The 24,590-nt window shown below is 62.8% G+C and carries 25 protein-coding genes and 1 tRNA gene; 20 read left to right on the top strand and 6 right to left on the bottom strand.

Annotation, left to right across the window (positions count from 1 at the left end; all coding sequences use genetic code 11):
* The first annotated feature begins 280 nt into the window (after nt 1-280).
* A complete protein-coding gene (locus QRN04_RS03105; RefSeq protein ID WP_284974688.1) occupies nt 281-955 on the top strand; it encodes a DUF1345 domain-containing protein in 675 nt (224 codons plus the stop codon).
* Nucleotides 956-1,264: 309 nt separating this feature from the next.
* Here the strand turns inward: QRN04_RS03105 and QRN04_RS03100 are convergent, their stop codons facing one another.
* From QRN04_RS03100 to QRN04_RS03090, 3 genes are all read right to left on the bottom strand, one after another.
* Nucleotides 1,265-1,699: a hypothetical protein gene (locus tag QRN04_RS03100; protein WP_284974687.1), complete on the bottom strand. Its 435-nt coding sequence runs from the start codon at nt 1,697-1,699 to the stop codon at nt 1,265-1,267.
* A gap of 610 nt (nt 1,700-2,309) precedes the next feature.
* The gene (locus QRN04_RS03095; protein ID WP_284974686.1) at nt 2,310-2,489 is read right to left on the bottom strand and encodes a hypothetical protein; all 180 of its coding nucleotides are present in this window, start codon (nt 2,487-2,489) and stop codon (nt 2,310-2,312) included.
* Nucleotides 2,490-2,602: 113 nt separating this feature from the next.
* Nucleotides 2,603-2,908, bottom strand: coding sequence for a hypothetical protein (locus QRN04_RS03090; RefSeq protein ID WP_284974685.1), 306 nt, complete (start codon nt 2,906-2,908; stop codon nt 2,603-2,605).
* 323 nt (nt 2,909-3,231) lie between these two features.
* Here QRN04_RS03090 and QRN04_RS03085 point away from each other — a divergent pair, with 323 nt between their 5' ends.
* The 4 genes from QRN04_RS03085 to QRN04_RS03070 all read left to right on the top strand — a co-directional run bounded on the left by QRN04_RS03085 (nt 3,232) and on the right by QRN04_RS03070 (nt 5,332).
* The gene (locus tag QRN04_RS03085) at nt 3,232-3,633 is read left to right on the top strand and encodes a hypothetical protein (protein ID WP_284974684.1); all 402 of its coding nucleotides are present in this window, start codon (nt 3,232-3,234) and stop codon (nt 3,631-3,633) included.
* Between the two features lie 109 nt (nt 3,634-3,742).
* Nucleotides 3,743-4,366 carry a M50 family metallopeptidase gene (locus QRN04_RS03080; RefSeq protein ID WP_284974683.1) on the top strand — a complete coding sequence of 208 codons (624 nt, stop codon included), beginning with the start codon at nt 3,743-3,745 and terminating at the stop codon, nt 4,364-4,366.
* Nucleotides 4,367-4,736: 370 nt separating this feature from the next.
* Complete coding sequence (locus QRN04_RS03075) at nt 4,737-4,883, top strand: hypothetical protein (RefSeq protein ID WP_284974682.1); 147 nt, start codon at nt 4,737-4,739, stop codon at nt 4,881-4,883.
* A gap of 164 nt (nt 4,884-5,047) precedes the next feature.
* The gene (locus QRN04_RS03070) at nt 5,048-5,332 is read left to right on the top strand and encodes a hypothetical protein (RefSeq protein WP_284974681.1); all 285 of its coding nucleotides are present in this window, start codon (nt 5,048-5,050) and stop codon (nt 5,330-5,332) included.
* A gap of 463 nt (nt 5,333-5,795) precedes the next feature.
* Here QRN04_RS03070 and QRN04_RS03065 read toward each other — a convergent pair.
* A tRNA-Leu gene (locus QRN04_RS03065) sits at nt 5,796-5,878 on the bottom strand.
* A gap of 256 nt (nt 5,879-6,134) precedes the next feature.
* Between QRN04_RS03065 and QRN04_RS03060 the strand changes: the two genes are divergently transcribed.
* Complete coding sequence (locus tag QRN04_RS03060; RefSeq protein ID WP_284974680.1) at nt 6,135-7,439, top strand: M20/M25/M40 family metallo-hydrolase; 1,305 nt, start codon at nt 6,135-6,137, stop codon at nt 7,437-7,439.
* Between the two features lie 60 nt (nt 7,440-7,499).
* On the top strand, nt 7,500-8,660 hold the full coding sequence (locus QRN04_RS03055; RefSeq protein ID WP_284974679.1) for an acyl-CoA dehydrogenase family protein: 1,161 nt from the start codon (nt 7,500-7,502) through the stop codon (nt 8,658-8,660).
* 19 nt (nt 8,661-8,679) lie between these two features.
* Here the strand turns inward: QRN04_RS03055 and QRN04_RS03050 are convergent, their stop codons facing one another.
* On the bottom strand, nt 8,680-8,913 hold the full coding sequence (locus QRN04_RS03050; protein WP_284974678.1) for a DUF5703 family protein: 234 nt from the start codon (nt 8,911-8,913) through the stop codon (nt 8,680-8,682).
* Nucleotides 8,914-8,952: 39 nt separating this feature from the next.
* Here QRN04_RS03050 and QRN04_RS03045 point away from each other — a divergent pair, with 39 nt between their 5' ends.
* The 13 genes from QRN04_RS03045 (at nt 8,953) to QRN04_RS02985 (ending at nt 23,715) form a co-directional block, all read left to right on the top strand.
* The gene (locus QRN04_RS03045; RefSeq protein WP_284974677.1) at nt 8,953-9,207 is read left to right on the top strand and encodes a hypothetical protein; all 255 of its coding nucleotides are present in this window, start codon (nt 8,953-8,955) and stop codon (nt 9,205-9,207) included.
* 283 nt (nt 9,208-9,490) lie between these two features.
* Nucleotides 9,491-11,122 carry a sugar transferase gene (locus QRN04_RS03040; RefSeq protein WP_502868754.1) on the top strand — a complete coding sequence of 544 codons (1,632 nt, stop codon included), beginning with the start codon at nt 9,491-9,493 and terminating at the stop codon, nt 11,120-11,122.
* A gap of 129 nt (nt 11,123-11,251) precedes the next feature.
* A complete protein-coding gene (locus QRN04_RS03035) occupies nt 11,252-12,361 on the top strand; it encodes a Gfo/Idh/MocA family protein (RefSeq protein ID WP_284974675.1) in 1,110 nt (369 codons plus the stop codon).
* Complete coding sequence (locus QRN04_RS03030; protein WP_284974674.1) at nt 12,358-13,377, top strand: NAD-dependent epimerase/dehydratase family protein; 1,020 nt, start codon at nt 12,358-12,360, stop codon at nt 13,375-13,377. The genes QRN04_RS03035 and QRN04_RS03030 overlap by 4 nt, the downstream gene beginning before the upstream one ends.
* Nucleotides 13,374-14,585: a DegT/DnrJ/EryC1/StrS family aminotransferase gene (locus tag QRN04_RS03025; protein WP_284974673.1), complete on the top strand. Its 1,212-nt coding sequence runs from the start codon at nt 13,374-13,376 to the stop codon at nt 14,583-14,585. Before QRN04_RS03030 ends, QRN04_RS03025 begins: the two co-directional genes overlap by 4 nt.
* Entirely contained in the window at nt 14,582-15,244 is a 663-nt protein-coding gene (locus QRN04_RS03020; protein WP_284974672.1) for an acetyltransferase, read from the top strand. The genes QRN04_RS03025 and QRN04_RS03020 overlap by 4 nt, the downstream gene beginning before the upstream one ends.
* Nucleotides 15,245-15,249: 5 nt before the next feature.
* A complete protein-coding gene (locus QRN04_RS03015; RefSeq protein ID WP_284974868.1) occupies nt 15,250-16,290 on the top strand; it encodes a glycosyltransferase family 2 protein in 1,041 nt (346 codons plus the stop codon).
* Nucleotides 16,287-17,798, top strand: a complete 1,512-nt coding sequence (locus QRN04_RS03010) for an oligosaccharide flippase family protein (RefSeq protein WP_284974671.1) — start codon at nt 16,287-16,289, stop codon at nt 17,796-17,798. The genes QRN04_RS03015 and QRN04_RS03010 overlap by 4 nt, the downstream gene beginning before the upstream one ends.
* On the top strand, nt 17,795-18,700 hold the full coding sequence (locus tag QRN04_RS03005) for a DUF6492 family protein (RefSeq protein WP_284974670.1): 906 nt from the start codon (nt 17,795-17,797) through the stop codon (nt 18,698-18,700). The genes QRN04_RS03010 and QRN04_RS03005 overlap by 4 nt, the downstream gene beginning before the upstream one ends.
* On the top strand, nt 18,697-19,971 hold the full coding sequence (locus QRN04_RS03000) for a glycosyltransferase family protein (RefSeq protein ID WP_284974669.1): 1,275 nt from the start codon (nt 18,697-18,699) through the stop codon (nt 19,969-19,971). The genes QRN04_RS03005 and QRN04_RS03000 overlap by 4 nt, the downstream gene beginning before the upstream one ends.
* A complete protein-coding gene (locus QRN04_RS02995) occupies nt 19,968-21,473 on the top strand; it encodes an O-antigen ligase family protein (RefSeq protein ID WP_284974668.1) in 1,506 nt (501 codons plus the stop codon). The genes QRN04_RS03000 and QRN04_RS02995 overlap by 4 nt, the downstream gene beginning before the upstream one ends.
* The gene (locus QRN04_RS02990) at nt 21,461-22,363 is read left to right on the top strand and encodes a GumC domain-containing protein (protein ID WP_284974667.1); all 903 of its coding nucleotides are present in this window, start codon (nt 21,461-21,463) and stop codon (nt 22,361-22,363) included. The genes QRN04_RS02995 and QRN04_RS02990 overlap by 13 nt, the downstream gene beginning before the upstream one ends.
* Nucleotides 22,360-23,715 (top strand): hypothetical protein, encoded by a 1,356-nt coding sequence (locus QRN04_RS02985; RefSeq protein WP_284974666.1) that lies wholly within the window; start codon nt 22,360-22,362, stop codon nt 23,713-23,715. Before QRN04_RS02990 ends, QRN04_RS02985 begins: the two co-directional genes overlap by 4 nt.
* Here QRN04_RS02985 and QRN04_RS02980 read toward each other — a convergent pair whose 3' ends face one another.
* A complete protein-coding gene (locus QRN04_RS02980; protein WP_284974665.1) occupies nt 23,716-24,579 on the bottom strand; it encodes a glycosyltransferase in 864 nt (287 codons plus the stop codon).
* Between the last annotated feature and the right edge of the window lie 11 nt (nt 24,580-24,590).

Raw genomic sequence — 24,590 nt, 5'->3', positions numbered from 1 at the left:
GGCGAACTTACGGAACACAGATTAAATCCAGACAACACTCATGGTTATTTCAGGCAACCATTTATCGCCCTCACGCCGGCCCCGTGGGGCCCGACCCGAGTGACCACCCCGGCTTCCCGGCCGTAGTCCACATTGCAGGTGGCATCCGCCGGTGGATCGACGCGGCCTGAAAGGCCGGGCAGGCTCCTGAGGCGGACGCAGCCTCGAGCACCTTCACCTGCCGGAAGGCGCGACAGCGCATTGGCGATCACGGAGCTTCGTTAAGTGTAATGATCAGTGCATGAGCAGAACTGATATGACCCGCGGACAAGAAAATCGTTTTGACTCCAGGGCCCACCATTCCCGGCTCCGGGTCCTCGTGATGCTTGTTGTTGGCCTGGGCGTGGCCCTGGCCGTCGGAGCACTGAAGTCCTGGGCGTACGCGCCTGCGATGGGCTGGGCTGCGGCGTCCGCAACCTACCTTGTCTGGGTTTGGTCCGTCATCGGGCGGCTCCAGGCGGAAGCCACGGCAGCGCACGCACGTCGGGAAGACCCAGGCAAGGGCGCGTCCGATGTGCTTGTGCTGGCTGCCACAATCGCCAGCTTCGGCGGGGTGGCCCTCATCCTGGCTGATGCCTCCAATGCCCAGGGCGGCACAAAGGCGGCCATCATAGCCATGGCACTCGGCAGCGTCGCCCTGTCCTGGTTCCTGGTCCACACGCTTTACACCCTCCGGTACGCCTCCATCTACTACCGGGACAAGGCCGGTGTGGACTTCAATGAACAGAAGCAGCCCCGCTACCTGGACTTCGCCTACCTAGCCTTCACCGTGGGCATGACTTTCCAGGTCTCGGACACCGACCTGAAGACGGACGCGATCCGCACCACGGTGCTGCGCCAGGCACTGCTGTCCTATCTGCTGGGGACAATTGTCCTCGCCACGACCATCAATCTCGTTGCTGGTCTTATCCATTAGACCGGCTCCCGAGAAGCGGGGTGCTTCCAGTCTTTTCACGTTATCCCTCGTTCTGCCTTGGTGAGATGGCTATTCGATTCGCACGGTCGGTCAGTGTTCACAGCTTATTCCCGTGAATCACGGAGCAGACGGTGCGCATCTCATCCCTTCCTGCCCGGCTAAATGCCGCTGAAGGCCCCATTACCGCAACACCGTGTTAGTGGTTGCACTGAGGCGTTCGGCGGAAAGGGCCGGTAATGCCGGGCCCTCCAGCAGCCAATGCAGGAAGCGTGCCCCGGGGAGCAAGTTGTCAAGGTCCTCGATTGGAGTTCAGGGAGTGAATTCGCTGATCCCGTCTGGTGCGCATGATTCGTCGATGAATCGAAGTCGAAGGCCTACCGTGGCCGCCTCAGTGGTTGCGCCCGTGACGTCGCCAGTGCCAGGCGTGCAGTCGCCTTGTTGCGTTGGGCAGGGCAACGTCGGGTGCGCTTTAAAAGCGAAAGCGATAGTTCCAGGAATGCGTTCCTTAACGGAGCCATCCAGTCCGGTCTGCGTACCAGGCTGTATGTTGCCAGGAATCTGCCTGAGAAGGTTGCCAGGCCTTTGTGCTTGGAGCGTCCGCTTGATGATCTGGTGGCAGCCGGGGCAACAAAGCTTGTGCTCAAAAGCGATGAATCTCTGGAGCAGGCAGAGCGGCGGATCATCGCGCAGCACCTGAAAGCTCACGATGGTGAGGGTTTGCAGTACATGCACCGTAAACCCCATGAGGAGCCTCTTCTGTGGGTCAGTGACGCCGTCGCGTGGTGCAACCAGAAAGGCGGAGATTGAGTGCGTAAGGCTGCCCCGCTGGTTCAGGACATCATCGACTGCTCCCGATAAACAACGCAGGCACGGCTCGTCATACCATCCGGAAGACTACCAGCCCCACTCTCAGGGCTACTGCCCCTTGCACCATCGATGTTAACCAAAGAGGGGAAAGTCAGGGAAGGCGCATACGTTTCTGTTCGGCTCCCGGAAGGCATCGGCCTTTGACAGACCCGCCGGGCCGGCCGAGCTTGGGGGAGGCCGCGCTGCCCACAACCGGGGACAATTCTGTCCGGGTTATCCACCGCTGCGACTGCCTAAGGGAGCTTCTCGTATGGCTCCCAGAAATAGAGCCGTGGGTAACCCGAATTGTCCCCAATCCTGGACAGGGCCGGAGCGAGCAAGGTTGGAGGGCAACGGGGGGCGGCTGCATCAGCTGCGTTCCACACGGCCATAAGCAGCTACTCCCAGCGCAGGACGCCGGACCGGCATGTACGGGCCCCTCGTCGCGGCGCCGTCCGGGTTCTCGTCCTTTAACTGGTCCGGCAGGCAGCAGGTGTGCGGGGCGGGCTTATTCCGTGCCGTTGTCCAGGGCTTCGAGGTGTTTGGCCATTGCTTCCACGGCCTGATTCCAGCGTTGGGTTAGGGCTTGGCGGGTTAGCGGTTCGAACATGCTGGTCAAGACTTTTTCGACTGCATCGTAGGCGGCGTCTTTGGCCCGTTGCTGCGCTGCTGGGTTGTAGTAGTTCATACCAGTTATTCGACGCCGCAGTCTAAAAGGATGCCTCACGGACCGGTGCATGCCTCCTCGCAACGGTGATTGATGGGATAAAGCTGCATGCTTGGCTGGCAGCGATTCCGCGGTCAGCCAGGGGCCCCGCCTAGTTTTGCGTTGACTGTGAAATGACGGTAGCAGTACGTGCTCATCGTCTTCTCGATGTAGCGGTAGAGCAGCAGGACCGCCAGGCCGCCGCCGGCTACGAGGAGGGCCAGGATCCACAGCCGGAAACATTCGAACCCGGGGCGGCGGTCGACGGCGTGCGCCCGGCCGGCGAAGCGCTGTCCGAGTTCCGGGTATTTGCCTTCGGGATGCGTCCAGGAGTAGGGGTTGTCGGCGGGCTTTTGATAGTTGCGTCGCCGTCCGAGGAAGTGCGGTCGCGCCTGTTCCAATGACCCGTCCTCAACGAGGTTTGGGGCTGTTGCAAGACCGTAGGCGGGGCGTAGTCCCGGGTACCGGGGTCCGGGAACCCAGTGCCCTTGAGCTCGAACGAGTATGACCTACATCACATTTCGAGTACCCGGGAGTGGTTTCACGGAAATTGGGCCAGCCAAGATAGGTACCGGATACCCGGGTGCGGGCCGGGCCCAAATCGTAGCGTGTGAATGTCGAGCCAAATCCTCTTGAAAAGGGCACACACAATGACACATCTTCCACTCTTTGCCCGCCGTGGGAAGCCCTTGGGATTCACAGCATCGATCACACGGGGAATGGCATGATGGGAGTCCCGGCATCACTCACGGCCGCGCCGTCCCTCGCCCAGCCGGGAAGCTTTGACCTGCTGCAGAGCTTCTCCGAATGGCGCCACTACGTGCCGCTGGCTTTAGCCGGCATGGTCGCATGGGGCCTGTGGCTCTATCGGATGGATCTGTCCAAACGCGCCGGGCCGGTTGTGAATGATTTTTCCACGACAACCTCGGTGATCGTTCCCTCTTTCCACGAGGACCCCGACATCCTGATGCGCTGCCCGGACTCTTGGCTTGCTCAGAACCCGACGGAGTTTTTCATCGTCCTGGACGTCAAAGACACCGAAGCCTACGACAGAATCGACGCCCCTACCGGGATTCGGAGAACCTTGTCCTCTTCGCAGCCGTGGCGCACAGGGCCAATTGTCTGATTGGAAGTCCGCCACCGGATGCGGCGTTGGACCCACGCTAACTGAGAGGCCTGTCGATTCTAAAGTGCCGCGGGGGAGGGGTTCCGCCTTTGCCGGACACCTGTGGGCCATGACTATCACGATCCTCCGGCGCCCTTGGCCCGTCGTCCTCAAACCGGGGCTCCTCCCGCTGTTCGCAGCCATGTCACTTGGCGGCGGTCTGCTCATCGCCTCCCAGCGGTCCAAGCTCACCGGGCAGATGGTGCTGTCCTGGCAGGAGGCAGCCCTTACCGGGGTCCTGGTCGTGGCCGGGCTGATCCTTCACGAAACCGGACATGCCGTCGCGGCACAGGCAACCGGACGCAAGGTCGAACGGCTCGAGTTCGGTTTGGCAGCCGGAGCGGTGACCAGCGGTGACACCACGCCGTGGCGAAGGGTGATCGCCATCGCGGCGGGGCCCATCTCTGACCTGGTCTTCGGGTCCGCGCTGTGGGCAGCCGGTGGAGGCGTCTGGGATAACCCGCTGGGCGCAGCCGGGTTCTTTGTGCTCTTCAACGGTGCCGGGAACGTCCTTCCCCTCCACAAGGCGCTGGATGGCTGCCGGCTTCTGCGTTTCCTCCGGCTGGCGCTCCGCGGGAACGCACCGCTCGGCTGCATCCCGAAAGGGCCGTGCCCGGCCTGCACCGGTGCCGCCACCGAACCGGCGCGCCCGGGGGAGCCGGCGCTGATCCCGTCAGGGCAGCCCGGGGATTAACAGCAGGTCAAGGGCCGGCAAATCGTAAGCAGGCTTTGCATCGTCAGTCTTCTCCCGCCTAGGATGGAAACCGAGAAGCCTCGCTGCGTCCCCCAATAGCAGCGGGGCCTCCGTTTCCCCGAATCCGCTCTGGAGTGTCGCGGAAGCGCGCAGCTAGACCGGCATTCGTCCGGATGTGCGGGTCCTGCAGGAACGAAAACATTACCTTGCGGGGCCTTTGCGTGAGCGGGCCACGTACTTGCCGCACACACCTTGGGCATGACTGAAAACGCGGCCTGCCAGCCCCAAGGGCATCCCCAAAGGCGGCCAGTTCGCCGCCACCACCCACGCGGAACCCGACGTCGTCCTGGACGACGGCGCCGAGGACCAGATGAGCATTGTCCTCGCCGGACAGTGGATCGATGCCGAAAACGACGTCGACGAGCGGTTCTCCGGCAACGCCTACGAAGAGGCGGTCACCATCGTCCGCACCGAAATCGACGAGGCCGTCGCAGCCGGCACCTTCGACCGGGAATGAGACGACCTGGACCAGAACGAACAGGACGCGGCCCGCTACGCGGTCGAGGAGAGACGACTCGGACCCGGTCAAAGACCTGCTCCGCAACACCCCCGACCAGCCCATGCGCACGTCCTTGGGGCAGCCCGCAGCGCGTCTCTCAGAGCGCCGCTGGGCCTCCGTGCATGATCTGTTACGGCCCGCTGGAGGACGCGGTCCCCACGCCACGGGGCCAGTCACCGGAAACGCAAGGGTCCAAGGTTCTGGAGTTCGCCGCGCCCCACGTGCTGCTGATCGACAGGATGAACGGATCCGGCCATGAACTTGTCATCCCGGCACCCCTGAAGCGGACCCTGACCCGGGTTGGCTACGACGACGGGGAGGCGCCGCGCGCCGGACGGACGTACCTGGACAGCAAGGCCGGCGGCTACGGATGGAATGCCGTCGCCGGGGTTTACACGCCCGCGTAGAAGGACATTTGCCCGTGCAGAAAGGCCGGACCGCGGGACTTTTCCCAAGTAATGATGCCGCTCGAGTTGGCCGCGCCGAAGATGTGGTCGCTCAGCAAACGCGCAGTGCCCGCGATTGGTGGCCCGCCAACCCCATGGTCAGAAGGGGTGCGTTGGCCAGGATTTGCCCGGACAGACTCTACGCGAATCCACAACGGGGTTTATCCCGAGTCCAGCCTGCAGCAGCCAGGAAGCATTGGTATGCCCAGTCGTGTATGCGGACGCGCTTCTTTCTGAGCCCCGTGGCCTGCGCTTGGTTCCGTCTTTGCGTTTTCTATCTTCGATATAAGCCACAAAAAACGACTATGCGGGGCGCGAGCCAGCGGGTGTCGCTTTTCGACGTCCGCGTAGGCGAAACCGGAGTTCGCGTGGGCAGGGACAGAAAAAACCCCTGGAATCCTTGAATTCCAGGGGTTTTCGCTTGTGCGCGGAGGGGGACTTGAACCCCCACCCCCTTTCGAGGACTAGCACCTCAAGCTAGCGCGTCTGCCATTCCGCCACCCGCGCAGGTGGTATTCGAAGGGCTGTTCACACCTCGCGGCGGTTCACTTTCCTTCGAAGCAGCGAGAAAAACTCTAACACGCTTTCGGGTAGCTGAAAAATCGCGGCTGAAGGCGGGTATAGGCAGTCATGAGGCGACTCGTGGCCGCTCGTTTCCGCCCGTCGAAGGCCAACGGGTGAGTAGGCTGATGGAATACGGGGCGGGCCGCCGAAGGCGCCTGGCCTGTCGCCGCACGTGAACCCCAGCCGCGAGGAGAGCTCCATGTCTGTCATCCGCCCCGAAGACGAAGTTGTCCGGATTTGCCAGGAGCTGATCCGCATCGACTCATCCAATTTCGGTGATGACACCGGGCCGGGGGAGCGCGCGGCGGCGGAGTACACGGCGGGCCTCATCACCGACGTCGGGCTTGAAGCGGAGATCTTCGAATCGGCTCCTGGCCGGGCCAACGTGGTCACCCGCCTGGCAGGTGAAGACCCTTCCGCTGACGCCTTGGTGGTTCATGGCCACCTGGACGTTGTACCCGCGCTCAAGGATCAGTGGACGGTGGACCCGTTCAGCGGCGAGCTCAAGGATGGACTGATCTGGGGCCGCGGTGCTGTGGATATGAAGGACATGGACGCCATGATCCTTTCGGTCATGAGGGATTTTGCCCGGACCGGCCGCAAACCCAAGCGTGACATCATTTTCGCCTTCTTCGCCGATGAGGAAGCCGGGGGTAACTACGGCGCACGCTACGCGGTGGAGCACCGACGCGAGCTTTTCGACGGCGCCACCGAGGCGATCTCCGAAGTGGGCGGTTTTTCAGCGACGATCGGTGGTCAGCGGACATACCTGCTGCAGACGGCCGAGAAGGGCCTTTCGTGGCTTCGGCTGTTGGCCCATGGCCGGGCTGGCCACGGCTCGCAGATCAATACGGACAACGCGATCACCCGGCTGGCAGCTGCCGTGACCCGTATTGGCGAGTACAAATGGCCCGTCGAACTGACCCCAACGACGCGCCAGTTCCTCGACGGCGTCACTGAACTCACCGGCGTCGAGTTCGACGCCGACAACCCGGAGATCCTGCTCAAGGAGCTCGGCACCGTGGCCAGGTTTGTGGGCGCTACCTTGCAGAACACCTCCAATCCCACGCTGTTGCGCTCGGGCTACAAGCACAACGTGATTCCCGAGTCGGCAGAGGCATTTGTTGATTGCCGGACCCTGCCCGGACAACAGGAGCAGGTGCTGGAGACCATCAAGGAGCTCGCCGGGGACGGAATCGAGATCAGTTACGTCAATAAAGACGTCTCCTTGGAGGTACCTTTCGCCGGTAACCTCGTGGACGCCATGATTGACGCCCTGCACTCCGAGGACCCGGGCGCCAAGGTGCTTCCGTACACGCTCTCAGGCGGAACGGACAACAAGTCCTTGAGCCGAATCGGCATTACGGGCTATGGGTTCGCGCCTTTGATGCTGCCTGAGGAGCTGGACTTCACCGGAATGTTCCACGGCGTCGATGAGCGCGTTCCGGCAGCCTCCCTCCAGTTCGGCGCACGGGTGCTGAATAAGCTCCTGACCAACTACTAAAAGGGACTCGCGCTGATACGGGACTCACGCTTCCAACCATTCACCGAGGAGGTCTTGCCCATGACGCCCGAAGAGATCCTGCCTGATGCCCTGCTCGAACGCCTGCGTGCACGCGCAGCCGAGTATGACCTCAAGAATGAGTTCTTCCACGAGGACCTGGCGGACTTGGCTGCCGCGGGATACCTCACGTTGTTTGTTCCAGCGGACGACGGCGGCATGGGGCTTGGCTTGGAAGCGGTAGCTGCGTTGCAGCAGCGTCTCGCTACGGCGGCCCCAGCCACGGCATTGGCCATAAACATGCATTTAGTGTGGACCGGCGTCGCCCGTCTCATGGCGGCACGTGGAGACGATTCGCTGGCCTTTGTCCTGAAGGAAGCGGCTGAGGGGGAGGTGTTTGCCTTCGGGATTTCCGAGGCCGGCAATGACTCCATGCTCTTTGACTCTGGAACAATCGCTGAACCGCTGGCTGGTGGAGGCTACAGATTCACCGGACGGAAAATTTTCACCAGCCTCTCGCGCGGTTGGACCCGGCTAGGGACGTTCGGCAAAGATTCCAGCGCCCGGGACGGCGCGGGGGAGCTCGTCTTCGGATTCCTGCGGCGCGATGAGCCCGGCCACGAGACCCTCGATGACTGGAACACCATGGGCATGCGGGCCAGTGCTTCGAACACCACCGTGCTCCACGGCGCGGAGGTTCCGGCGGAGAGGATCTTCCGGAAGCTGCCGGTGGGGCCAAACCAAGACCTGCTGATCTTTGCCATTTTTGCTTGCTTCGAAACGTTGCTCGCTGCCGTGTACACCGGCGTGGCCGAACGGGCTTTCATGGTGGCAGTGGAGAACGTCAAGAAGCGCGTCTCTGCCAAGTACGGAGGTCGCAGCTACGCGCAGGACCCGGATATCCGGTGGAAAATCGCGGACGCTGCCTTGGCCTTGGACGGCATCTACCCCCAGATCTCGTCATTGGCACAGGACGTGGATTCACTGGTGGATCACGGCCCGCTATGGTTCGCCAAACTTGTGGGCCTGAAGTCCAGGGCCACAGAGAATGCCCGCCGCGTGGTGGATCTGGCCGTCAGGGTGTCCGGGGGCTCCAGCTACTTCCGGGGCTCGGAAATGGAACGGCTGTATCGGGATGTGCTGGCTGGGATCTTCCACCCGTCCAACGACGAGTCCGCCCACAACACCGTTGCCAATGCTTGGCTGGGGCCGTTGGAGAACTAGTCTCAAGGATGGGAACGTCTCAAACAGTACGCTGGACCGAATAGACCTTGCGCCGCAGCCAAAAGCGCCGACCGCCCCCGAGGTAGAGGACGCTGCGTTCAAGCTCCCATTTGCCGTACTCGGAGTGTTCAGCGAGCCGGCGGCGGGCCTCCGGCAGCGACTCCTGGGGTCCGACGGTCAGTACCAGGTACTCGTACTGGCGGGCGTAGTCTCTTTGGCGCTCCACGGAGCTGCCGGGAAATTGTTCTCTCATCCCTCTCCATTTTCGTCTTTTTCCGGCTAACGTGAAGTCATGAGCATCGATCCGCGTGTCGCGCTTCAGTCACTGTCCGCTGCCCTCGAAGAACACCTTGTTGCCGCTTCTGCACGTCGCGGCGAGGGCGACCCCAACGTGGAGGCAGCTTTTTTCGCCATCGCTGACGCGTTCGAAGTTTACGAAGACGCTCTGTACGAGGCCTACTCAGAGGTTACTCCCCTCCAGGTTTTCGACGACGAAGAGGAAGACGAGGACTCCCTGGACGACGATCTCGAAAGCCTGGAAGACTAACTCCCTTTTACGACCGGCCACCCTTGGGGGTGGCCGGTTTTTTGTTCCCCCTCCAAACCTTCATACACGTAGTGCCCGGGACCTGAGCCAAGTACTCACACGTAGGGCGAACCGGTATCGCTGAACAAACTTGAGTACCGACTACTGGTGCGCCTACGCACCCTCGCGACTTCACTGGTATCTAGGCAGTGGCAGGTCTAAGAAGAGGGCTGACATGGTGAAAGTTTCCGCAATGCGATGGGGCAAGGCTTGGGTACCCAAGAGTGCCCGCCGTACCTCCCTGATGCCGGACTTCCGTACGGTGCCGGACTTCCAAACAGCGCCTGCCTCAGTCACCGTCAATCCGCCGTCGTCTTCCTGGATTGACAAGTCCGCTGCTGCACAGCGGACTGAAAAGGCGGGGCTGGCGGTCTTGGGTTCAGGGGCTTCATCCCTGGACTTCGGGCCGTCAGCCACCCATCGCGATGCGCCCGCTCCTTCGGCGCACCGGGACTCAACCAACTGGGTCCAGGTGCTGACCAACAGCCTCAGGCTCGCCGACACGGCACTCGTTGGGGTTGCTGTTCTGGCCGGGTACCTGCTCAACAGCGAAGGATCCATCCCTGGCGACGGAAGCCCTGGCGACACCCGCCGCCTGCTGCTGGCATCGGCCTTGGGGCTCGCCTGGCTCGCGGCATTGGCCGTCTACCACACCAGGGATCCCAAGGTGCTTGGAGTCGGGCCCGAAGAATACAAGCGAATCCTCTCGGCGAGTGTCCGCGTTTTCGGCTTCTTAGGCATTGTGACGTTGGTCTTCCGGCTGGAACCTGTCAGTTCTTTCGTGTTGGTGTCGCTGCCCCTCGGATTGGTGGCCCTGACGGGCACCCGCTGGGGATTTCGTCGATGGCTCAGCCACGAGAAATCACGCGGACGCTGCCTCTCACGCGCAATCGTCGTCGGCGAGCCGCAGGATGTCCGGTATGTCATCAAGCAAATCAACCGCAGGTCCGGTGCGCCTTATTCGATTCTGGGAGCCTGCTTGCCTGGTGCCCGGCGTGGAGCCGTACTGGCTGTGGACCATTTGCGGGTGCCGGTCCTGGCGTCTATTTATGGCATCGCCACCACTGTCCACCAAACCGGGGCCAATGCCGTGATAGTGGCAGGGCCTGTCCCTGGCGGCAACCAGTTCATCCAAGAGCTCGGATGGAGGCTTGAGGAAGATGCCGCCGAGCTGGTGCTGGCGGCAACCCTGACCAACGTAGCCGGCCCACGGATACACTGGCGCCCTGTCGATGGCCTGCCCCTGATGCATGTGGATATTCCCCACTACTCCGGCGGCAAACACACTCTCAAGCGCGTGATGGATATCGCGGTGGCTGCGATCGCCCTGGCTGTCCTTTCTCCGGTCCTCTTGGTCCTGGCGCTCATTGTCCGGTGGGACAGCCCAGGGCCGGTCCTTTTCACCCAAGAACGCATCGGGAAGCAGGGCACCACGTTCCGGATGCTGAAGTTCCGTTCCATGGTGGTGGACGCTGAATCCCGGGTGGACGAACTGAGCATGCGTGACGAGGGCGCCGGAGTGCTCTTCAAGATCCGCGGCGATCCACGCATCACCACGTGCGGGGGGTGGATGCGGAAGTACTCCCTGGACGAACTGCCGCAGTTCTGGAACGTCTTGGTGGGCGATATGAGCTTGGTGGGCCCACGCCCACCGTTGTCCCGCGAGGTCAATGGCTACGAACGTCATACGCACCGGAGGCTGCTCATCAAGCCCGGAATCACCGGGCTCTGGCAGATCAACGGACGATCGGACCTGCCGTGGGACGAGGCGGTCCGCTTGGATCTCTACTACGTCGAAAACTGGTCCATCGCCGGGGACCTCATGATCATGTGGCGCACTTTCCGGGCTATGACCAGGCCTTCGGGGGCCTACTAGCCAGCCGGGGCCTCGCCTCAGCGGCACCTGAAAGGGTCCAGCCAACGCAACACGCAGGAACCAAATGCGTCGGAACCAAATACGTCGGAGCCAACGACACGGGAAACAAAGAGAGAAGTCGAGTGGGAAATGAGTATACGAACTATTCCGTCAGGCCAACTCCATAGCAACGGCTTACGCCCCAAGCTGCGAATCGCTGTGGTGGGGGCCGGATACTGGGGACCCAACCTTGCAAGGAACCTCAAAGCGAGCCCTGATTGGGAGCTCGTGGCTATTTGCGATCTCGACGTCGAACGGGGCCTCAAACTCGCCGAGACGGTAGGCCCCGTGCCCGTCATCGAGTCCTTGGACGAATTGCTGGACGACTACAACCTGGATGCCGTGGCCATTGCCACTCCCGCGCATACGCATCACGGAGTGGTGATGACGGCGCTGCGGGCCGGGAAGCATGTGCTGGTGGAGAAGCCGCTGGCGGACAGCCGGGCCAAGGGATTGGAAATGGTGGAAGAGGCCAGGTCCAAGGGCCTCGTCCTCATGGCGGATCATACCTATTGCTTCACCCCGGCAGTCTTGAAGATCCAGGAATTGGTGGCCAGCGGCGCGTTGGGAGAGATCCTCTATGTCGACTCTGTGCGGATCAACCTGGGGCTGGTGCAGCCGGATGTCAACGTGTTTTGGGACCTTGCCCCGCACGACCTGTCCATCCTCGACTTTGTCCTCCCCGGCGGCCTGCATCCCACCGAAATATCGGCCCACGGGGCGGACCCCCTTGGTACGGGCAGGGACTGCATAGGGCACCTGACGTTCGGGTTGCCCAACGACGCCATGGTCCACATCCACGTGAACTGGCTCAGCCCCACCAAGATCCGGCAGATGATTATCGGCGGATCCAAGAGGACGCTTGTCTGGGACGATCTGAACCCGCAGCAACGCCTTAGTGTCTACGACCGGGGAGTCAGCCTGGACCACCAGCCGCGGTCCGCAGCGGACAAAAGGGCCACGGCTATTTCTTACCGGCTCGGTGATACCTGGTCACCGGCCCTCCAGGAGCGGGAACCCCTGGGGCAAGTGGTAGCTGAGCTCGCCACATCCATCCGAAGCCACACCGCCCCACGCACCAGCGGGGAATCCGGGCTCCGGGTCCTATCTGTCTTGGAAGCTGTCTCCCAAAGTTTGGAAACTGGCGGCCAGTCCACTTTGGTGGCCGGCAACGAGGCAGAACTCCAGGTTCTGCTGTGACTGGCCTGTCCGGGGCGGCCATCCTGGTTACCGGTGGTGCCGGGACCATCGGTTCCACCCTCGTTGATCAACTGCTCGACGCCGGTGCAGCCCACGTGGATGTACTGGACAACCTCGTGCGGGGCCGCCGTGACAACCTTGGCCACGCATTGGCGAGCGGCCGTGTCCGGTTGGTTGAAGGCGATCTCCGGGACCGCGATCTCGTTCATGACCTTATGCGCGGCAAGGACCTTGCGTTCCACCAAGGGGCTATCCGGATCACCCAATGCGCTGAAGAACCGCGGCTTGCCTTGGAAGTACTGGTCAACGGTACATTCAACGTTTTCGAGGCAGCAGTGGAACACAACGTGGACAAAGTCATCGCAGCGTCAAGCGCATCCGTCTACGGGCAGGCCGAGCTTTTTCCTACCAAGGAGGACCACCACCACTTCAACAACGACACCTTCTACGGCGCAGCGAAATCCTTCAACGAAGCGATGGCCAAAAGCTTCCGCGCCATGTCCGGCATGGACTACGTCATGCTGCGCTACTTCAACGTTTACGGGCCCCGTATGGACGTTCATGGGCTCTATACCGAGGTCCTTGTTCGTTGGATGGAAAGGATCGTGGACGGACTGCCGCCCCTGATCTTTGGCAGTGGTGAACAGACCATGGATTTTGTGCACACCACGGACGTCGCCCGGGCGAATGTCCTCGCCGCAACGAGCGACATACGCGAGGGCGCCTACAACGTGGCCAGTGGCGTTGAAACCAGCCTGGCCGAACTCGCCCACACCTTGCTGGCGGTCATGGAATCACCCCTCCACTTGGAACACGGTCCTGAACGTACCGTCAACGGTGTGGCCCGACGCCTGGCCGATACCATCGCGGCCCGGGAAGACCTCGGATTTGAAGCAACCGTGGACTTGGAAGAAGGACTGCGTTCTTTGGTTTCGTGGTGGCGTCCGCTCCGGGAGGACATCGCGGCGTCGAGGCATGAAGGCAGCGTCCAAGCCCCACCTGTGGGTGCGCGATGACCACCGCCGAGACGCGGTTGGCCCGCATAGACGTCATGAAACCGTGGATGGGAGCAGAAGAGGCCATGGCGCTTGCGAACGTCATTGCTTCGGGCTGGGTGGCGCAGGGGCCCAAGGTCCGGCAATTCGAGGAAGCGTTCGCCAAGGAGCAGCGTGCAGGCTACGCGGTGGCGACCTCAAGCTGCACGTCCGCTTTGCATCTGGCCTTGACCGTAGCCGGAGTTGGTCCTGGCGACGATGTGGTGGTGCCGTCGTTCTCGTTCATCGCCACAGCAAACGCCGCGACGTACGTGGGCGCGCGTCCTGTGTTCGCCGACGTCGACATCCGCACCGGCTGCGTCACCGCGGCCACCGTGGCAGCGGCACTGACTCCAGCCACAAAAGTCGTGATTGCCGTGGACCAGGGCGGGGTGCCGGTGGATCTTGAACCGATCCGGAACCTTTGTGATCCGTTAGGCATCACGGTTGTGGAGGACGCCGCTTGTGCTATCGGTTCCCGCTACCGGGGTAGCCCGGTGGGGGCCGGCGCGCAGCTCGCAGCGTGGTCCTTTCATCCCCGCAAAATCCTCACCACAGGAGAAGGCGGGATGCTTTCGACGTCGGATATGGGCTTTGCGGACAGGTCCCGCCGGCTGCGCGAACATGCGATGAGTGTCTCCGCCGCTGATCGGCACGCGAGTCTCCTCCCACCTGCGGAGGAGTACCTCGAAGTCGGTTTCAATTACCGCATGACCGATCTCCAAGCCGCCGTCGGCCTCGTTCAGCTGGGCAGGCTCCGGGAAGTGGTGCAGCGGCGGCGGGAACTGGCCTGGGTCTATGCAGAGGCCTTCTCGGGCCTCGAAGGGCTCCGCCTGGTCAGTGACCCGGACTACGGCACGAACAACTTCCAATCCTGCTGGGTCGAAGTCGGTTCCGCGTTCGCCGTCGATCGCGACTCGTTGCTGGCCCGCTTGGCTGAAGACGGGATTTCTGCCCGACGCGGGATCATGGCGGCCCACCGCCAGCCGGCGTATGCGGGAAAGGACACCGGGACCGCCACACTTGATGCCACCGAGCACCTCACCGACACCACGCTCATCCTCCCGCTGTACCATCAGCTGACCCAGCAGGACCAAGCCCGGGTCATCGATTCCGTGTACCGTGCTTCCCGTGCGGCTGGATCCGGTTCGGCCGCTGGATTCCGTCCGGCCCCGGGGGAGTCCCCATGACCGAGCTCTTGCTCATCGCGGCCAGTGGCTTGGCGCGCGAGGTGCTGGCCATGGTCCGCAGCAGCGGACCGTTCGACGTCATCGGCATCCTCGACGACGACGAGGACAAGGCAGGGCGCGTGGTGGACGGCGCCCATGTCCTCGGACCAATCCGCCATGCGTTGAACTTTCCCTACGCGTTGTTGTTGGTGTGTATCGGCAACGGCAGCGGGCGCGAGAGCGTGGTCATGCGGCTACGAGCACTCGGGCTCTCCGAGGACCGATACGCGACCGCCATCCATCCCTCCGTGCTCGTCCCTGAGGGCTGCGTCATCGGGCGAGGCAGTATTCTCCTGGCCCATGTCACCATGACGGCCTCCGTGTCCCTCGGAAGCCATGTAGTGGCCATGCCGGGGGTGACTTTCACCCACGATGACGTTGTCAGTGATTTCGCAACGCTTGCGGCCGGAGTTTCCTTGGGTGGCGGTGTACGCATCGGCAGGGCCGCTTACATCGGCATGAACGCCAGCGTCCGCGAGGGCCGCTCCGTCGGTGCCAAAGCCACGATCGGAATGGGCGCTGCCGTGCTTAGCGATGTCCCTGCCGACGAGACGTGGGTGGGCGTTCCGGCGCGGGTGATCAGGCGCGGCAATTTGCCGGCATTGGAGGACATCCTGTGAAACTGATGCGGCCCAGCCCCCTCATCAACCGGCCCGGTGTGTCGGTGGTGGTCCCTTGCTACAACTACGGCCGCTACCTGCCGGACGCCGTCCATAGTGCGCTGTCCCAGGACGGTGTCGACGTCGAGGTCATCATCGTCGACGACGCGTCCACCGATGACTCCGCTGCGGTTGCCCAGCGACTGGCCTCTGCGGATGCACGGATTTCAGTGGTGGTCCACGAGGAGAACCAGGGGCACATCTCTACATATAACGATGGGCTCTCACGCGCGGCACAGCGCTACGTCACCTTGTTGTCCGCCGATGACCTGATCGCGCCCGGAGCTTTGGCCCGGGCTGCCGCCCTGATGGAGGCGAATCCGAGAGTGGGGATGGTCTACGGGCTTCCCCGGGACTTCACCGACCAGCCACCTCCCGTCGCAGCGGAAGGGCGCAGCACCTGGACAGTGTGGCAGGGCAAGCAGTGGATTTCCTTGGCCTGCACTAGGGGACACAACTTCATTTTGTCGCCGGAAGTGGTCATGCGGACCGAGGCCATGGTGGGCACCGGGGCATATAACAAGGCGTTGCCGCACTCGGGAGACCTCGAATACTGGTTGCGTGCGGCAGCTGCTTGGGATGTGGGCCGCATCAACGGACCTGTTCAGGCCTACTACCGGGTTCATGGAGCCAACATGCACCAAACGGAGTACGCGGCCGCCGCCGTAGACCTCAGGCACAGGTTGGATGCCTTCCGGGTGCTGGAAGACCCACGCTTGGGTGTGTCCGCGGAGTTCCGGGCCCGGCAGTTGCGACGCGTGGAACGGGCACTGAGCAAGGAAGCCTCCACTTTGGGGTTCCGGGAGGTCGCCGACGGCGGTTCGCTGGCCGCCGTCGAACTGCGGAAGTTTATTGAGGGGCTGCAACAGGTCCCTGGCAATGTCCACCGAGCCAACACCTTGCAGGCGGCCATAGTCCGGGGCCGGCACGATCCGCACACGGCTTATGCGCGCAAGCAGCTGGACCGCCTGCGCTGGCGCATCTGGTCGTTGACGGGAATCTCGTGAGCACCACCAAGGGGCACCAGCGCACCTTGGGCAGCCGTGCTGCGAGCGCCACTGTGTGGGGTGGGGTGAACATGGCATTGGGCAGGGTGGTGCAGTTCAGTACCACCATCATCGTTGCCCGTCTCCTCGCCCCGGAGCACTTCGGTGCGCTCGCGGTGGCCTTGGTGGTCCAGACGATCGCAACGAACATGGCCGAGTTGGGTGCCACGGCTTCGTTGGCCCGCGGTAGCGGGGATCCGGACAGAATTGCCCCGACAGTGTTCACCATTGCGCTGGTGACCAGCGGGATCATGACAGCAACTGCGGTGACTTTGGCTCCTGTGCTGGCTGCGGCCTTCGAGGATCCGGCAGCTACCCCGGTGATTCAGGTGCTCTCCCTGACTATTCTGCTGCAAGGTATCGCTGCTGTTCCTTCCACCATGGTGTGGCGGGATTTCCTGCAAAAGCCGAGGGTCGTGGTCGACGTCTCCAGCGCCGTGATGGTCCTTGTCCTGGTGGTTCCCATGGCCTTGGGCGGTTGGGGCGCCATGGCGTTGGCCTGGTCCAGGGTTGGCGGCCAATTGCTCGCCTTGGCGGGGTATTGGATCATCAGCCCCATGAGGTACGCACCCGGTTTCGACCGGGACGTGGCCAAGGAAGTCCTCCGGCTCGGTGCACCGCTTGCCCTGGCGAACCTCGTAGTGTTCGTGACGCTCAACCTCGACTACCTGATGATCGGCAGGATGCTGGATCCGACGGCGTTGGGGCTGTACTTGTTGGCGTTCAACCTGGCCGGTTTGCCGAGCTCGGTGATAACCGCCGTCATCCGTGCCACGGCTGTGCCCACATTTGGCCGTCTCTTTGCTGAGGGAACATTGGGAACTCTTGCCGGAAGGTTCGTGGCAGGCGTTTCGTTTGGCGCTTTCCCGATTTCGGCGATGCTCATCGCGTTGGCGCATCCACTGATCGTTACTGCATACGGTGCCCCTTGGGCTCAAGCCGGGATCGCCTTGGCCACCTTGGGAGTGTTCGGGGCCATGCGTATCCTCGTGGAACTCTTCGCCGACCTCAGCGTCGGGGCCGGGAAAACGATGTGGCTCTTTTGGGTGCAAGTGGCCTGGCTCATCGCATTAGTCCCTGCGCTCTATGGGGGAATCTCCTGGTGGGGGATCGCCGGGGCCGGGATTGCCCATGCCACGGTCGCCTGTCTGGTGGTCATCCCGCTGTACGTCAAAGCCTTGACCTCGGTACTGGGAACCACTGCACGGGAACTGCTGGGCGGCAGCCTCCCGTCCCTGCTCGCTGCCATGGCGGCAGGGGTGGCCGCTTGGGCGGCGGGTTCGATGGTGACTGACCCGGCCCTTTCGCTGGCAACGGGTGGCCTGGTCGGTGTCTCGGTGTACACGCTCCTGGTGTTCCGTCAGGGCCGGCGGCTGGTTGCGGACATCCGGGTTTTGTTCAAGAACGACGACGACGACGGCGCCAAAGGGGTGCCGCAGCCGGAAGCGGAAGGAGGCGTGGCCGTATGAGCACCCCCAACGTGGAACTGGCCGTGGTCACGCCCAGCTATCTGCCGGACCTGGAGCTGTGTACGGACCTGAACCGGTCCGTCATGGAGATGACCGAACGCGACGTCGTCCATCACATCATCGTGCCAAGCAAGGACCTTAATGCCTTTGGGTACCTGGCCTCTGCGCGGACACGGATTCATGACATCCGCGAATACCTTCCCCGCACCTTCCTGCAGCCGCCACGCTTGAACCTGTGGGTCAACCGCGCGCACCCGTGGCCGCCTATCCGCGGATGGATCGCCCAGCAAATTATCAAATTGGCAGCCGTGGAGCAGTTGGAGGTGCAAGGCGTTTTGCTCCTGGACTCGGACAGTGTCCTGATCAGGCCTACTACCTTGGACGCGTTCCGCGTGGGCGGGCACATCGCTATGTACCGGAAGCCATCCGGCGTTGACAGCACCCTTCCCGGTCACCGGCTATGGCATGACTCAGCGCGCAAGCTCCTCGGCGCGGCCGCAACCCCGGAAGGGGACCTGACCGATTACATCTGCTGGCCATGCCTGTGGGAACCGCGCGTGGTGCGTTCCCTGTTGCGGCATGTTGAACGTGCCACGGGCACGGCGTGGGCCACCGCCGTCGGCTCCCAACTGCACTTCTCGGAAATGATGCTGTACGGCGTTTACGTCGACGAGGTACTCGGCGGGGCTGATGCGAGAGTTACCGAGATGCAGGGGATCGTGTATTCGGAGGAGTTTCCCCTGACCCGGACCGAAATAGACCACCTGCTGGCATCGGCGCCGCCGGACAAGATCGCGGTGATGCTCTCCGCAAAGTCCGGCATCGCGTTGGAAACCCGGCGCAACGCTATTAGGGACTTCACCGCGGCCCTTCCTGCCCCGTTGTGGAGGGAGGACAAATGACCATGTCCCGGGCACAACTCCGGCACCTCGCACTACGGCTTCGGCAGGACGGCTGGGGCCAGGTGGCGCGCCATGGAACGGCTAAGGCCGCTACATTCCTGCAGGAGAGATGGGGCTTGGCTGAACCGGAACTTCCCCTGCGGCCTGAAGATGTCGCCGACCCTTCCGACCCCGCTGTTCAGCGCGGCTCTGTTCAGCGCGGCTCTGTTCAGCGGCCCGAGGTTCCGTTCCCCGGGAAGCAAGCACCATTGAACATCGGCTGGGTTTGCACCCCGCCGGGGCCGGGCTCCGGTGGCCACACCACCCTGTTCCGGATGGTCCATGCCATGGAAGAGCGTGGACACCGGTGCACATTGTTCCTCTATGACCGCACCTCCGATGACGTCTCCCGGCATGAACCCGTCATCCGCCGGCATTGGCCCAATATCAGCGCCGAGGTGCGCAGCGCCACTGATGGAATGGCTGGAATGGATGCCCTGGTTGCGAGCTCATGGTCTTCAGCGCATGTTATCGCCGCCCGCGCACCCCGCCAGCCGCACGTCTTCTATTTCATCCAAGACTACGAACCGTACTTCCATCCGCGCGGGATCCTTTACGCCCTGGCCGAGGACAGTTACCGCTTCGGGTATACGACGGTCGCTCTTGGCGACATGATCGCTCAGGTCATGAAGGCCGAACTCGGAACACCCCCCGACGCCGTGGTGCCTTACGGATGCGACACCACCACCTATCGTTTGCTCCCCACCACGGGGGCCTGGCAGCGGACGGGCGTGGTCTACTACGCCAAGAGGAATGTGGACCGGCGCGGCTACCTGCTCGCAAAACTTGCCCTGGAAAGATTCCACCAACTGTGTCCGGATAAAGAGATCCACGTTTACGGCGACATCGTCAGTGGATGGAAAATTCCGATCACCAACCACGGAAACCTCCCTCCGCGCGAGTTGAACATTCTCTACAACCACACCATTGCCGGCCTGGCCATCTCCTTTACCAACATCTCCCTTGTTCCAGGCGAACTGTTGGCCGCAGGCAACGTGCCGGTCCTGAACCAGGCGCCCTTCGCCTCCGGTCTCCTCACAGACCCAGACGCCGTATGGGCACCCTCCAGGCCGGACAGCCTCGCGACCGCGCTCGCCGAGGTAGTCTGCAGCCCGAATATCCAGGAACGCGCAGCGCGGATCGGAAGCAGCCAGCGACTGGACTGGTCGGCGACGGCGGAAGCATTCGGCAACCTGATGCAGGAATCACTCGTGGGGCAGGGGCCAGCATGAGCTTCCTGAAGGTCAAGCCGCTGGTTCCCAAACCGGTGCCGGACGTGGGCCTCACGGACCTTGAAGTCCACCCGGGGAAGCACGCCACCGTCAGCTTCCTGCTCCGGGTTTCCGCGTTCAGCATCTTCTTCTTCCCGTCCAACATGGTGCTGAAACCCCTGGGGGCTGTCGGGACCGTACCGCTGATGCTGGCTCTGCTGCTGTTGCTGGTGTGGCTTTGCGCATCGTTCTTCGGGCTCCAAAATCCCTTCAGGGCCAGGAACCCGGGACGCTTGGGAATCGGCCTGCTGTGGCTAGGAACCTGTGCCTCGTACGTCGCAATGTTCTCCGGGCTAACAGGCAACACCAGTATCGCTTCCCAAGCGTCCGCTGACCGCTGGCTCATCCTCATCCTCGCCAGCGCCGGAATCGTCCTTGCAGTCAGCGAGGCAGTACGGACCGTGAACGATGCCCTCATGCTGGTCCGGGCGCTCTTGGCAGGGGCCCTGTTCTGCTGTCTTGTCGCAGTGGTCCAATTCGTGCTCCGGATCAACCCCATGGTGTGGATCCAGGACGTCATGGTGGGATTCACTGACAACGGCGGGAACACAGTCTTCCAAGTGCGTGGACTCCTGACCCGCGTGGCCGGAAGCACCTTCCATTCGATCGAACTGGCCGTGGTCTGCTCCATGATGCTGCCGCTGTCCATCTGGCGCGCGATCTACGATTCCACAGGGCGTAAGTGGCTGCACTGGACGGTCACCGCCTTGCTGGTGTTTGCCATCGCCTCCACGGTGTCCCGATCAGGGGTCCTGGGACTCACCATCAGCATGATCGTGCTCATCCCCTTCCTGCCAACGACGGCGCGCCGATGGGCGTTGGTGATGGCGCCGGTCGCGCTTGCCGCCCTCTTCGTGGCCGTACCCGGCTTGGTGGGTACCCTCACCTCACAATTCACCGCCGGAAGCAGCGACCTGTCGGTCTCCACGCGGACCAACAACTACCCGCGGGTTGCCAAGCTCTTTGGTGAACTGCCGTTCCTGGGCCTGGGCCCCGGCAATTACCGGCCCACAGACGCACTCCAAATCCTGGACAACCAATACCTCAATTCCCTTGTCACCTTGGGGCTGGTGGGTTTCTTCGGCATGGTTGCCTATCTCGTCCTGCCGGCCTGTTCAGCCCTCATCGCAGCCCGCGCTTCCCGGATACCGGCCCTGCGCGCACTCGCCGGGGCTTTGGCGGCCTCCGGGGCCGTGGCGGCCGGCTGCTCGCTGACTTTCGACTCCATGTCCTTCCCGGTCTTCGCGCTGGCCTATCCGGTCGTCGTCGGCCTGTCCGGGGCAGTGTGGAACATGGTCCGGCGCGAAGCCAATCTAAGGGCCCCAGGTCCTGACAGGGGCGTTAGCGACAGCCCGCCCCGGCAAAGATTCAGGCCAAGACCCACGATTCCCGACCCAGCCAACCCTGCAAGCCCAACAAGCCGAGCCAATTCAGGAAACGAGGGAATCCCATGGACCCGCTAGCTGTCATCAAAGCACTGTGGCACCACAAATTTGTGGTCATACCAGCGCTGCTCCTGACCGCCTTCGCCGCCGTGTATGTGTATGCCTTCGCACCGAGGTCCTACCAAGCACAAGCTACGTACGCGATCGTCAACCCCAAGGTTCCTACCGCCAGCGAACTCGAGCGAAACCCGTCGCTGCAGGATCTCAACTCGGACAATCCCTACTTACGGGCCTCGGATTCCTCCCTGATCGCACAAGTCGAAGCAACCCGGCTAAAGGCAGACTCCGTGGGGAGCGCGTTGAGCAAGCTCTCCTTAAGCACTGACTACACCGTGGAACGTTCCCCCAACTCCTTCCTTCTGGATATATCAGCCGTGTCGCCCAAGAAAGAGGTAGCGACGGCGACCGTCCAAGCATTGGGCACCAAGATGCAACAGGACCTCAAACAGATTCAGACCGTCAACGGCGCCGCCGACCGGTTCCTGTTCACCACCGTTGTGGTCACCCCGCCGGACAACGCCATAGAACAATTCTCCAGCCGGCTCCGTTCTCTGATCGTGGTGGTTGTCGGCGGCCTGGTGCTGACATTCGGGGCAGTCTCGGCAGCACGGGCCTTGGAGACGGCACGCATGAAGCCCGCAGGGGCCGACCCCAGGGACGCAGGGGCAAATGCAGCTTCAAAGAGGGGACGCCGCCATGCCAGCCACGGTGAGGCCGCCCCGTCCCACAAGGCCGCCATCGAAATGCCCTTGGACATGCTGGGGAGTATGCCCATGGGCGCCGTGCAGAAACCCCGTAGGGCCAGTGAAACGCTCCCGGTAGTACTGGACCCGCAAGAGGACAAGTTCACCACGGAATCGAACGGGAAAGGGCACCCGGGCATTAAGAGCCCCGCGGGAAGGACGTGAAACGGAAGACCCTCCTGACCGGTGCCACGGTAGGAGCGGGACTCCTCCTGGCCATTGCGGCAGTGAGTGCCGTGCTTCCGCTGAACCAGCCCGCGGCCACCCCTTCCAGCCAACCCCCTACCACCACCACTGCAACAACGACGCCCGGCGTATCTTTGCGCCCCGTCGACGGCGGACCCGACTACTACGCCCGCTTCGCCCACGGGCTTCCCGCGGACCCGTCATACTTTCCCCTGGGAGTGTGGTCCGAAAGCGTGGTGGATCCCGGAAACGTGGCCCAGGACAAACAAGTCGGCCTAAACACCTACGTTGCACTCACGGCCAACTCCGACATCCAGTTGGCGCTCGACTCCGGCATGTATGCCATCCCCGCCATTGGAGCCCCCGCGGCGAACGGACACCCCTCAGCCAACGGATTCCTGCTGACCGACGAGGTTGACATGTGGGCCGGCCCAGGAAGCGGCGCGTGGTCAGGAAACTACCCCGGGGAAGGTCCCATCTGCGCCCCTGCAGCGTCCCAGTGTGGCTATACAGTCCAAAGCGAACGGCACAAGGCCGCACCTCCCGGAACCATGCTTTACGCCAACTACGGCAAAGGAGTGGCCTTCTGGGAATCCGACGCCGAGGCCCAAGGCTTTTTCAACGGCGTCCAAGACCTCGTATCCGCGGACACGTACTGGTTCACCGATCCCGGCATCTGCTCCCGCACAGAAGGAGGGGCCGTGGTGAAATATGCCAAGGACCTGACCCCCGCTGAATGCCGGCTGGCAGCAAACTACGGCTGGACGGTAGACCGCCTCAGGAAGCTCAGCAGCAGCGGAAACCCCACTCCGGTCTGGGCCTTCGTGGAAGCCGGCCACCCCTTCGACAACGCCCCAGCAGCACTGACCATAACAGGACCACAGCTGCGCGCCGCCGTGTGGAGCAGCCTCATCCACGGCGCCCGGGGAATCATCTACTTCAACCACAGTTTCGGAGGCCAGTGCGCCACACAACACGTCTTGCGTGACTGCGCGGGAGAAGTGCAGCAAACCGTGACCTCCCTCAACAAACAAATCACCGGCCTCGCTCCCGTCCTCAACGCCCCCTTCCTCGACGGCGCCACCGTCCCCACAGGACCCGTGGACACCACGACGAAGGTCCTTGACCACACCGCCTACGTCTTCGCCGGCGCCAACACAAGCGCCGGGGGCACAGCAACCATCCACCTGGCCTGCGGCGGTAGCTCCGCCGTCGTCATCGATGAAAACCGGAGTATCCCGGTAGTGGACGGAACCTTCACCGATACATTCATCGACGGCAACGCCGTGCACCTCTACCGCATCCAGGGCAGCAGCGCCTGCGGCTTCTGACTACCGGCTGCTCTCATCCCTCTCCCAAACGGGAACCAGCCCGGCGGACACCTCGGTAGATACCTGCGGCCGGAACTTAAGCGAACGACGACGGCCCGCTACGGCGAACGCCGCGTAAACGGCGGCATCGGCACCGGACAACGGCCCCCTGACGGAGGCCAACAATTCCCGTAGGGTGCGGGCGGCCGAAGCACCCACAAAGCCAGCGTCCTGCTGGGCGTTCCCGCGGTAGGTCCGTCGCAGGACAGCCAGCAACGCTGCGGACGTCCGAGGCGTCCGGACAACCACAGGCTCCGTATCAAGGACAGCCTTCTCCCGGGGACCAAACAGCCGGTCAACGTAGTAATCGTCCCCTGTCAGCAGCGGAAACGCCCCCAAACGCTCATGCCCCGCAACGCCCAAGGCATAGGCCCCCGAACCCCACAGGCCCTGCGCATTGGCCGGCACCCGGCTGCGTGCTCGATAGTACGCCCGCACAAGAAACGAAGCACCTGCGTACTCGTACCTGAAAGCGGGCCGCGCAGCAAGGACATCGCCGCGCTCCAAAGCCTCAAAAACCGAACGCACGGCACCCGCGCTGACCTCGATATCAGCATCAAGGTAAAGCCGCGGCCACAGCCCGGTCGCTTGATCGCCCGCATTCAGCGCCGCAGCCTTCGACGCCTGTCCAACCCGCAGCACGCGCACCCTCGCATACCGAGAAGCGATCACCTCGGTTCCATCCGTGCAACCGTTACAAGCCACGATGACCTCAACTGTTCCCCAACCAAGCACCTCAGCCAGTGAATCCAAGGTCCGGGCAATAACAGCGGACTCATTATGCGCAGGGATGATGATCGCCCCTGACGGAAGAGAACTGTCCATCGTCGTGCCAC

The sequence above is a fragment of the Arthrobacter sp. efr-133-TYG-104 genome (genome assembly GCF_030208915.1).
Classification (GTDB): Bacteria; Actinomycetota; Actinomycetes; order Actinomycetales; family Micrococcaceae; genus Arthrobacter.
This window is presented reverse-complemented; position numbering and strand designations above follow the sequence as displayed.

Bases quoted from the DNA above. Each gene is read 5' to 3' on its own strand.
- QRN04_RS03105 (WP_284974688.1), top strand. From the start codon at position 281: ATGAGCAGAACTGATATGACCCGCGGACAAGAAAATCGTTTTGACTCC.
- QRN04_RS03100 (WP_284974687.1), bottom strand. From the start codon at position 1,699: ATGGGGTTTACGGTGCATGTACTGCAAACCCTCACCATCGTGAGCTTT.
- QRN04_RS03095 (WP_284974686.1), bottom strand. From the start codon at position 2,489: ATGAACTACTACAACCCAGCAGCGCAGCAACGGGCCAAAGACGCCGCC.
- QRN04_RS03085 (WP_284974684.1), top strand. From the start codon at position 3,232: ATGATGGGAGTCCCGGCATCACTCACGGCCGCGCCGTCCCTCGCCCAG.
- QRN04_RS03080 (WP_284974683.1), top strand. From the start codon at position 3,743: ATGACTATCACGATCCTCCGGCGCCCTTGGCCCGTCGTCCTCAAACCG.
- QRN04_RS03075 (WP_284974682.1), top strand. From the start codon at position 4,737: ATGAGCATTGTCCTCGCCGGACAGTGGATCGATGCCGAAAACGACGTC.
- QRN04_RS03070 (WP_284974681.1), top strand. From the start codon at position 5,048: ATGATCTGTTACGGCCCGCTGGAGGACGCGGTCCCCACGCCACGGGGC.
- QRN04_RS03060 (WP_284974680.1), top strand. From the start codon at position 6,135: ATGTCTGTCATCCGCCCCGAAGACGAAGTTGTCCGGATTTGCCAGGAG.
- QRN04_RS03055 (WP_284974679.1), top strand. From the start codon at position 7,500: ATGACGCCCGAAGAGATCCTGCCTGATGCCCTGCTCGAACGCCTGCGT.
- QRN04_RS03050 (WP_284974678.1), bottom strand. From the start codon at position 8,913: ATGAGAGAACAATTTCCCGGCAGCTCCGTGGAGCGCCAAAGAGACTAC.
- QRN04_RS03045 (WP_284974677.1), top strand. From the start codon at position 8,953: ATGAGCATCGATCCGCGTGTCGCGCTTCAGTCACTGTCCGCTGCCCTC.
- QRN04_RS03040 (WP_502868754.1), top strand. From the start codon at position 9,491: ATGCCGGACTTCCGTACGGTGCCGGACTTCCAAACAGCGCCTGCCTCA.
- QRN04_RS03035 (WP_284974675.1), top strand. From the start codon at position 11,252: ATGAGTATACGAACTATTCCGTCAGGCCAACTCCATAGCAACGGCTTA.
- QRN04_RS03025 (WP_284974673.1), top strand. From the start codon at position 13,374: ATGACCACCGCCGAGACGCGGTTGGCCCGCATAGACGTCATGAAACCG.
- QRN04_RS03020 (WP_284974672.1), top strand. From the start codon at position 14,582: ATGACCGAGCTCTTGCTCATCGCGGCCAGTGGCTTGGCGCGCGAGGTG.
- QRN04_RS03015 (WP_284974868.1), top strand. From the start codon at position 15,250: ATGCGGCCCAGCCCCCTCATCAACCGGCCCGGTGTGTCGGTGGTGGTC.
- QRN04_RS03005 (WP_284974670.1), top strand. From the start codon at position 17,795: ATGAGCACCCCCAACGTGGAACTGGCCGTGGTCACGCCCAGCTATCTG.
- QRN04_RS03000 (WP_284974669.1), top strand. From the start codon at position 18,697: ATGACCATGTCCCGGGCACAACTCCGGCACCTCGCACTACGGCTTCGG.
- QRN04_RS02995 (WP_284974668.1), top strand. From the start codon at position 19,968: ATGAGCTTCCTGAAGGTCAAGCCGCTGGTTCCCAAACCGGTGCCGGAC.
- QRN04_RS02990 (WP_284974667.1), top strand. From the start codon at position 21,461: ATGGACCCGCTAGCTGTCATCAAAGCACTGTGGCACCACAAATTTGTG.
- QRN04_RS02980 (WP_284974665.1), bottom strand. From the start codon at position 24,579: ATGGACAGTTCTCTTCCGTCAGGGGCGATCATCATCCCTGCGCATAAT.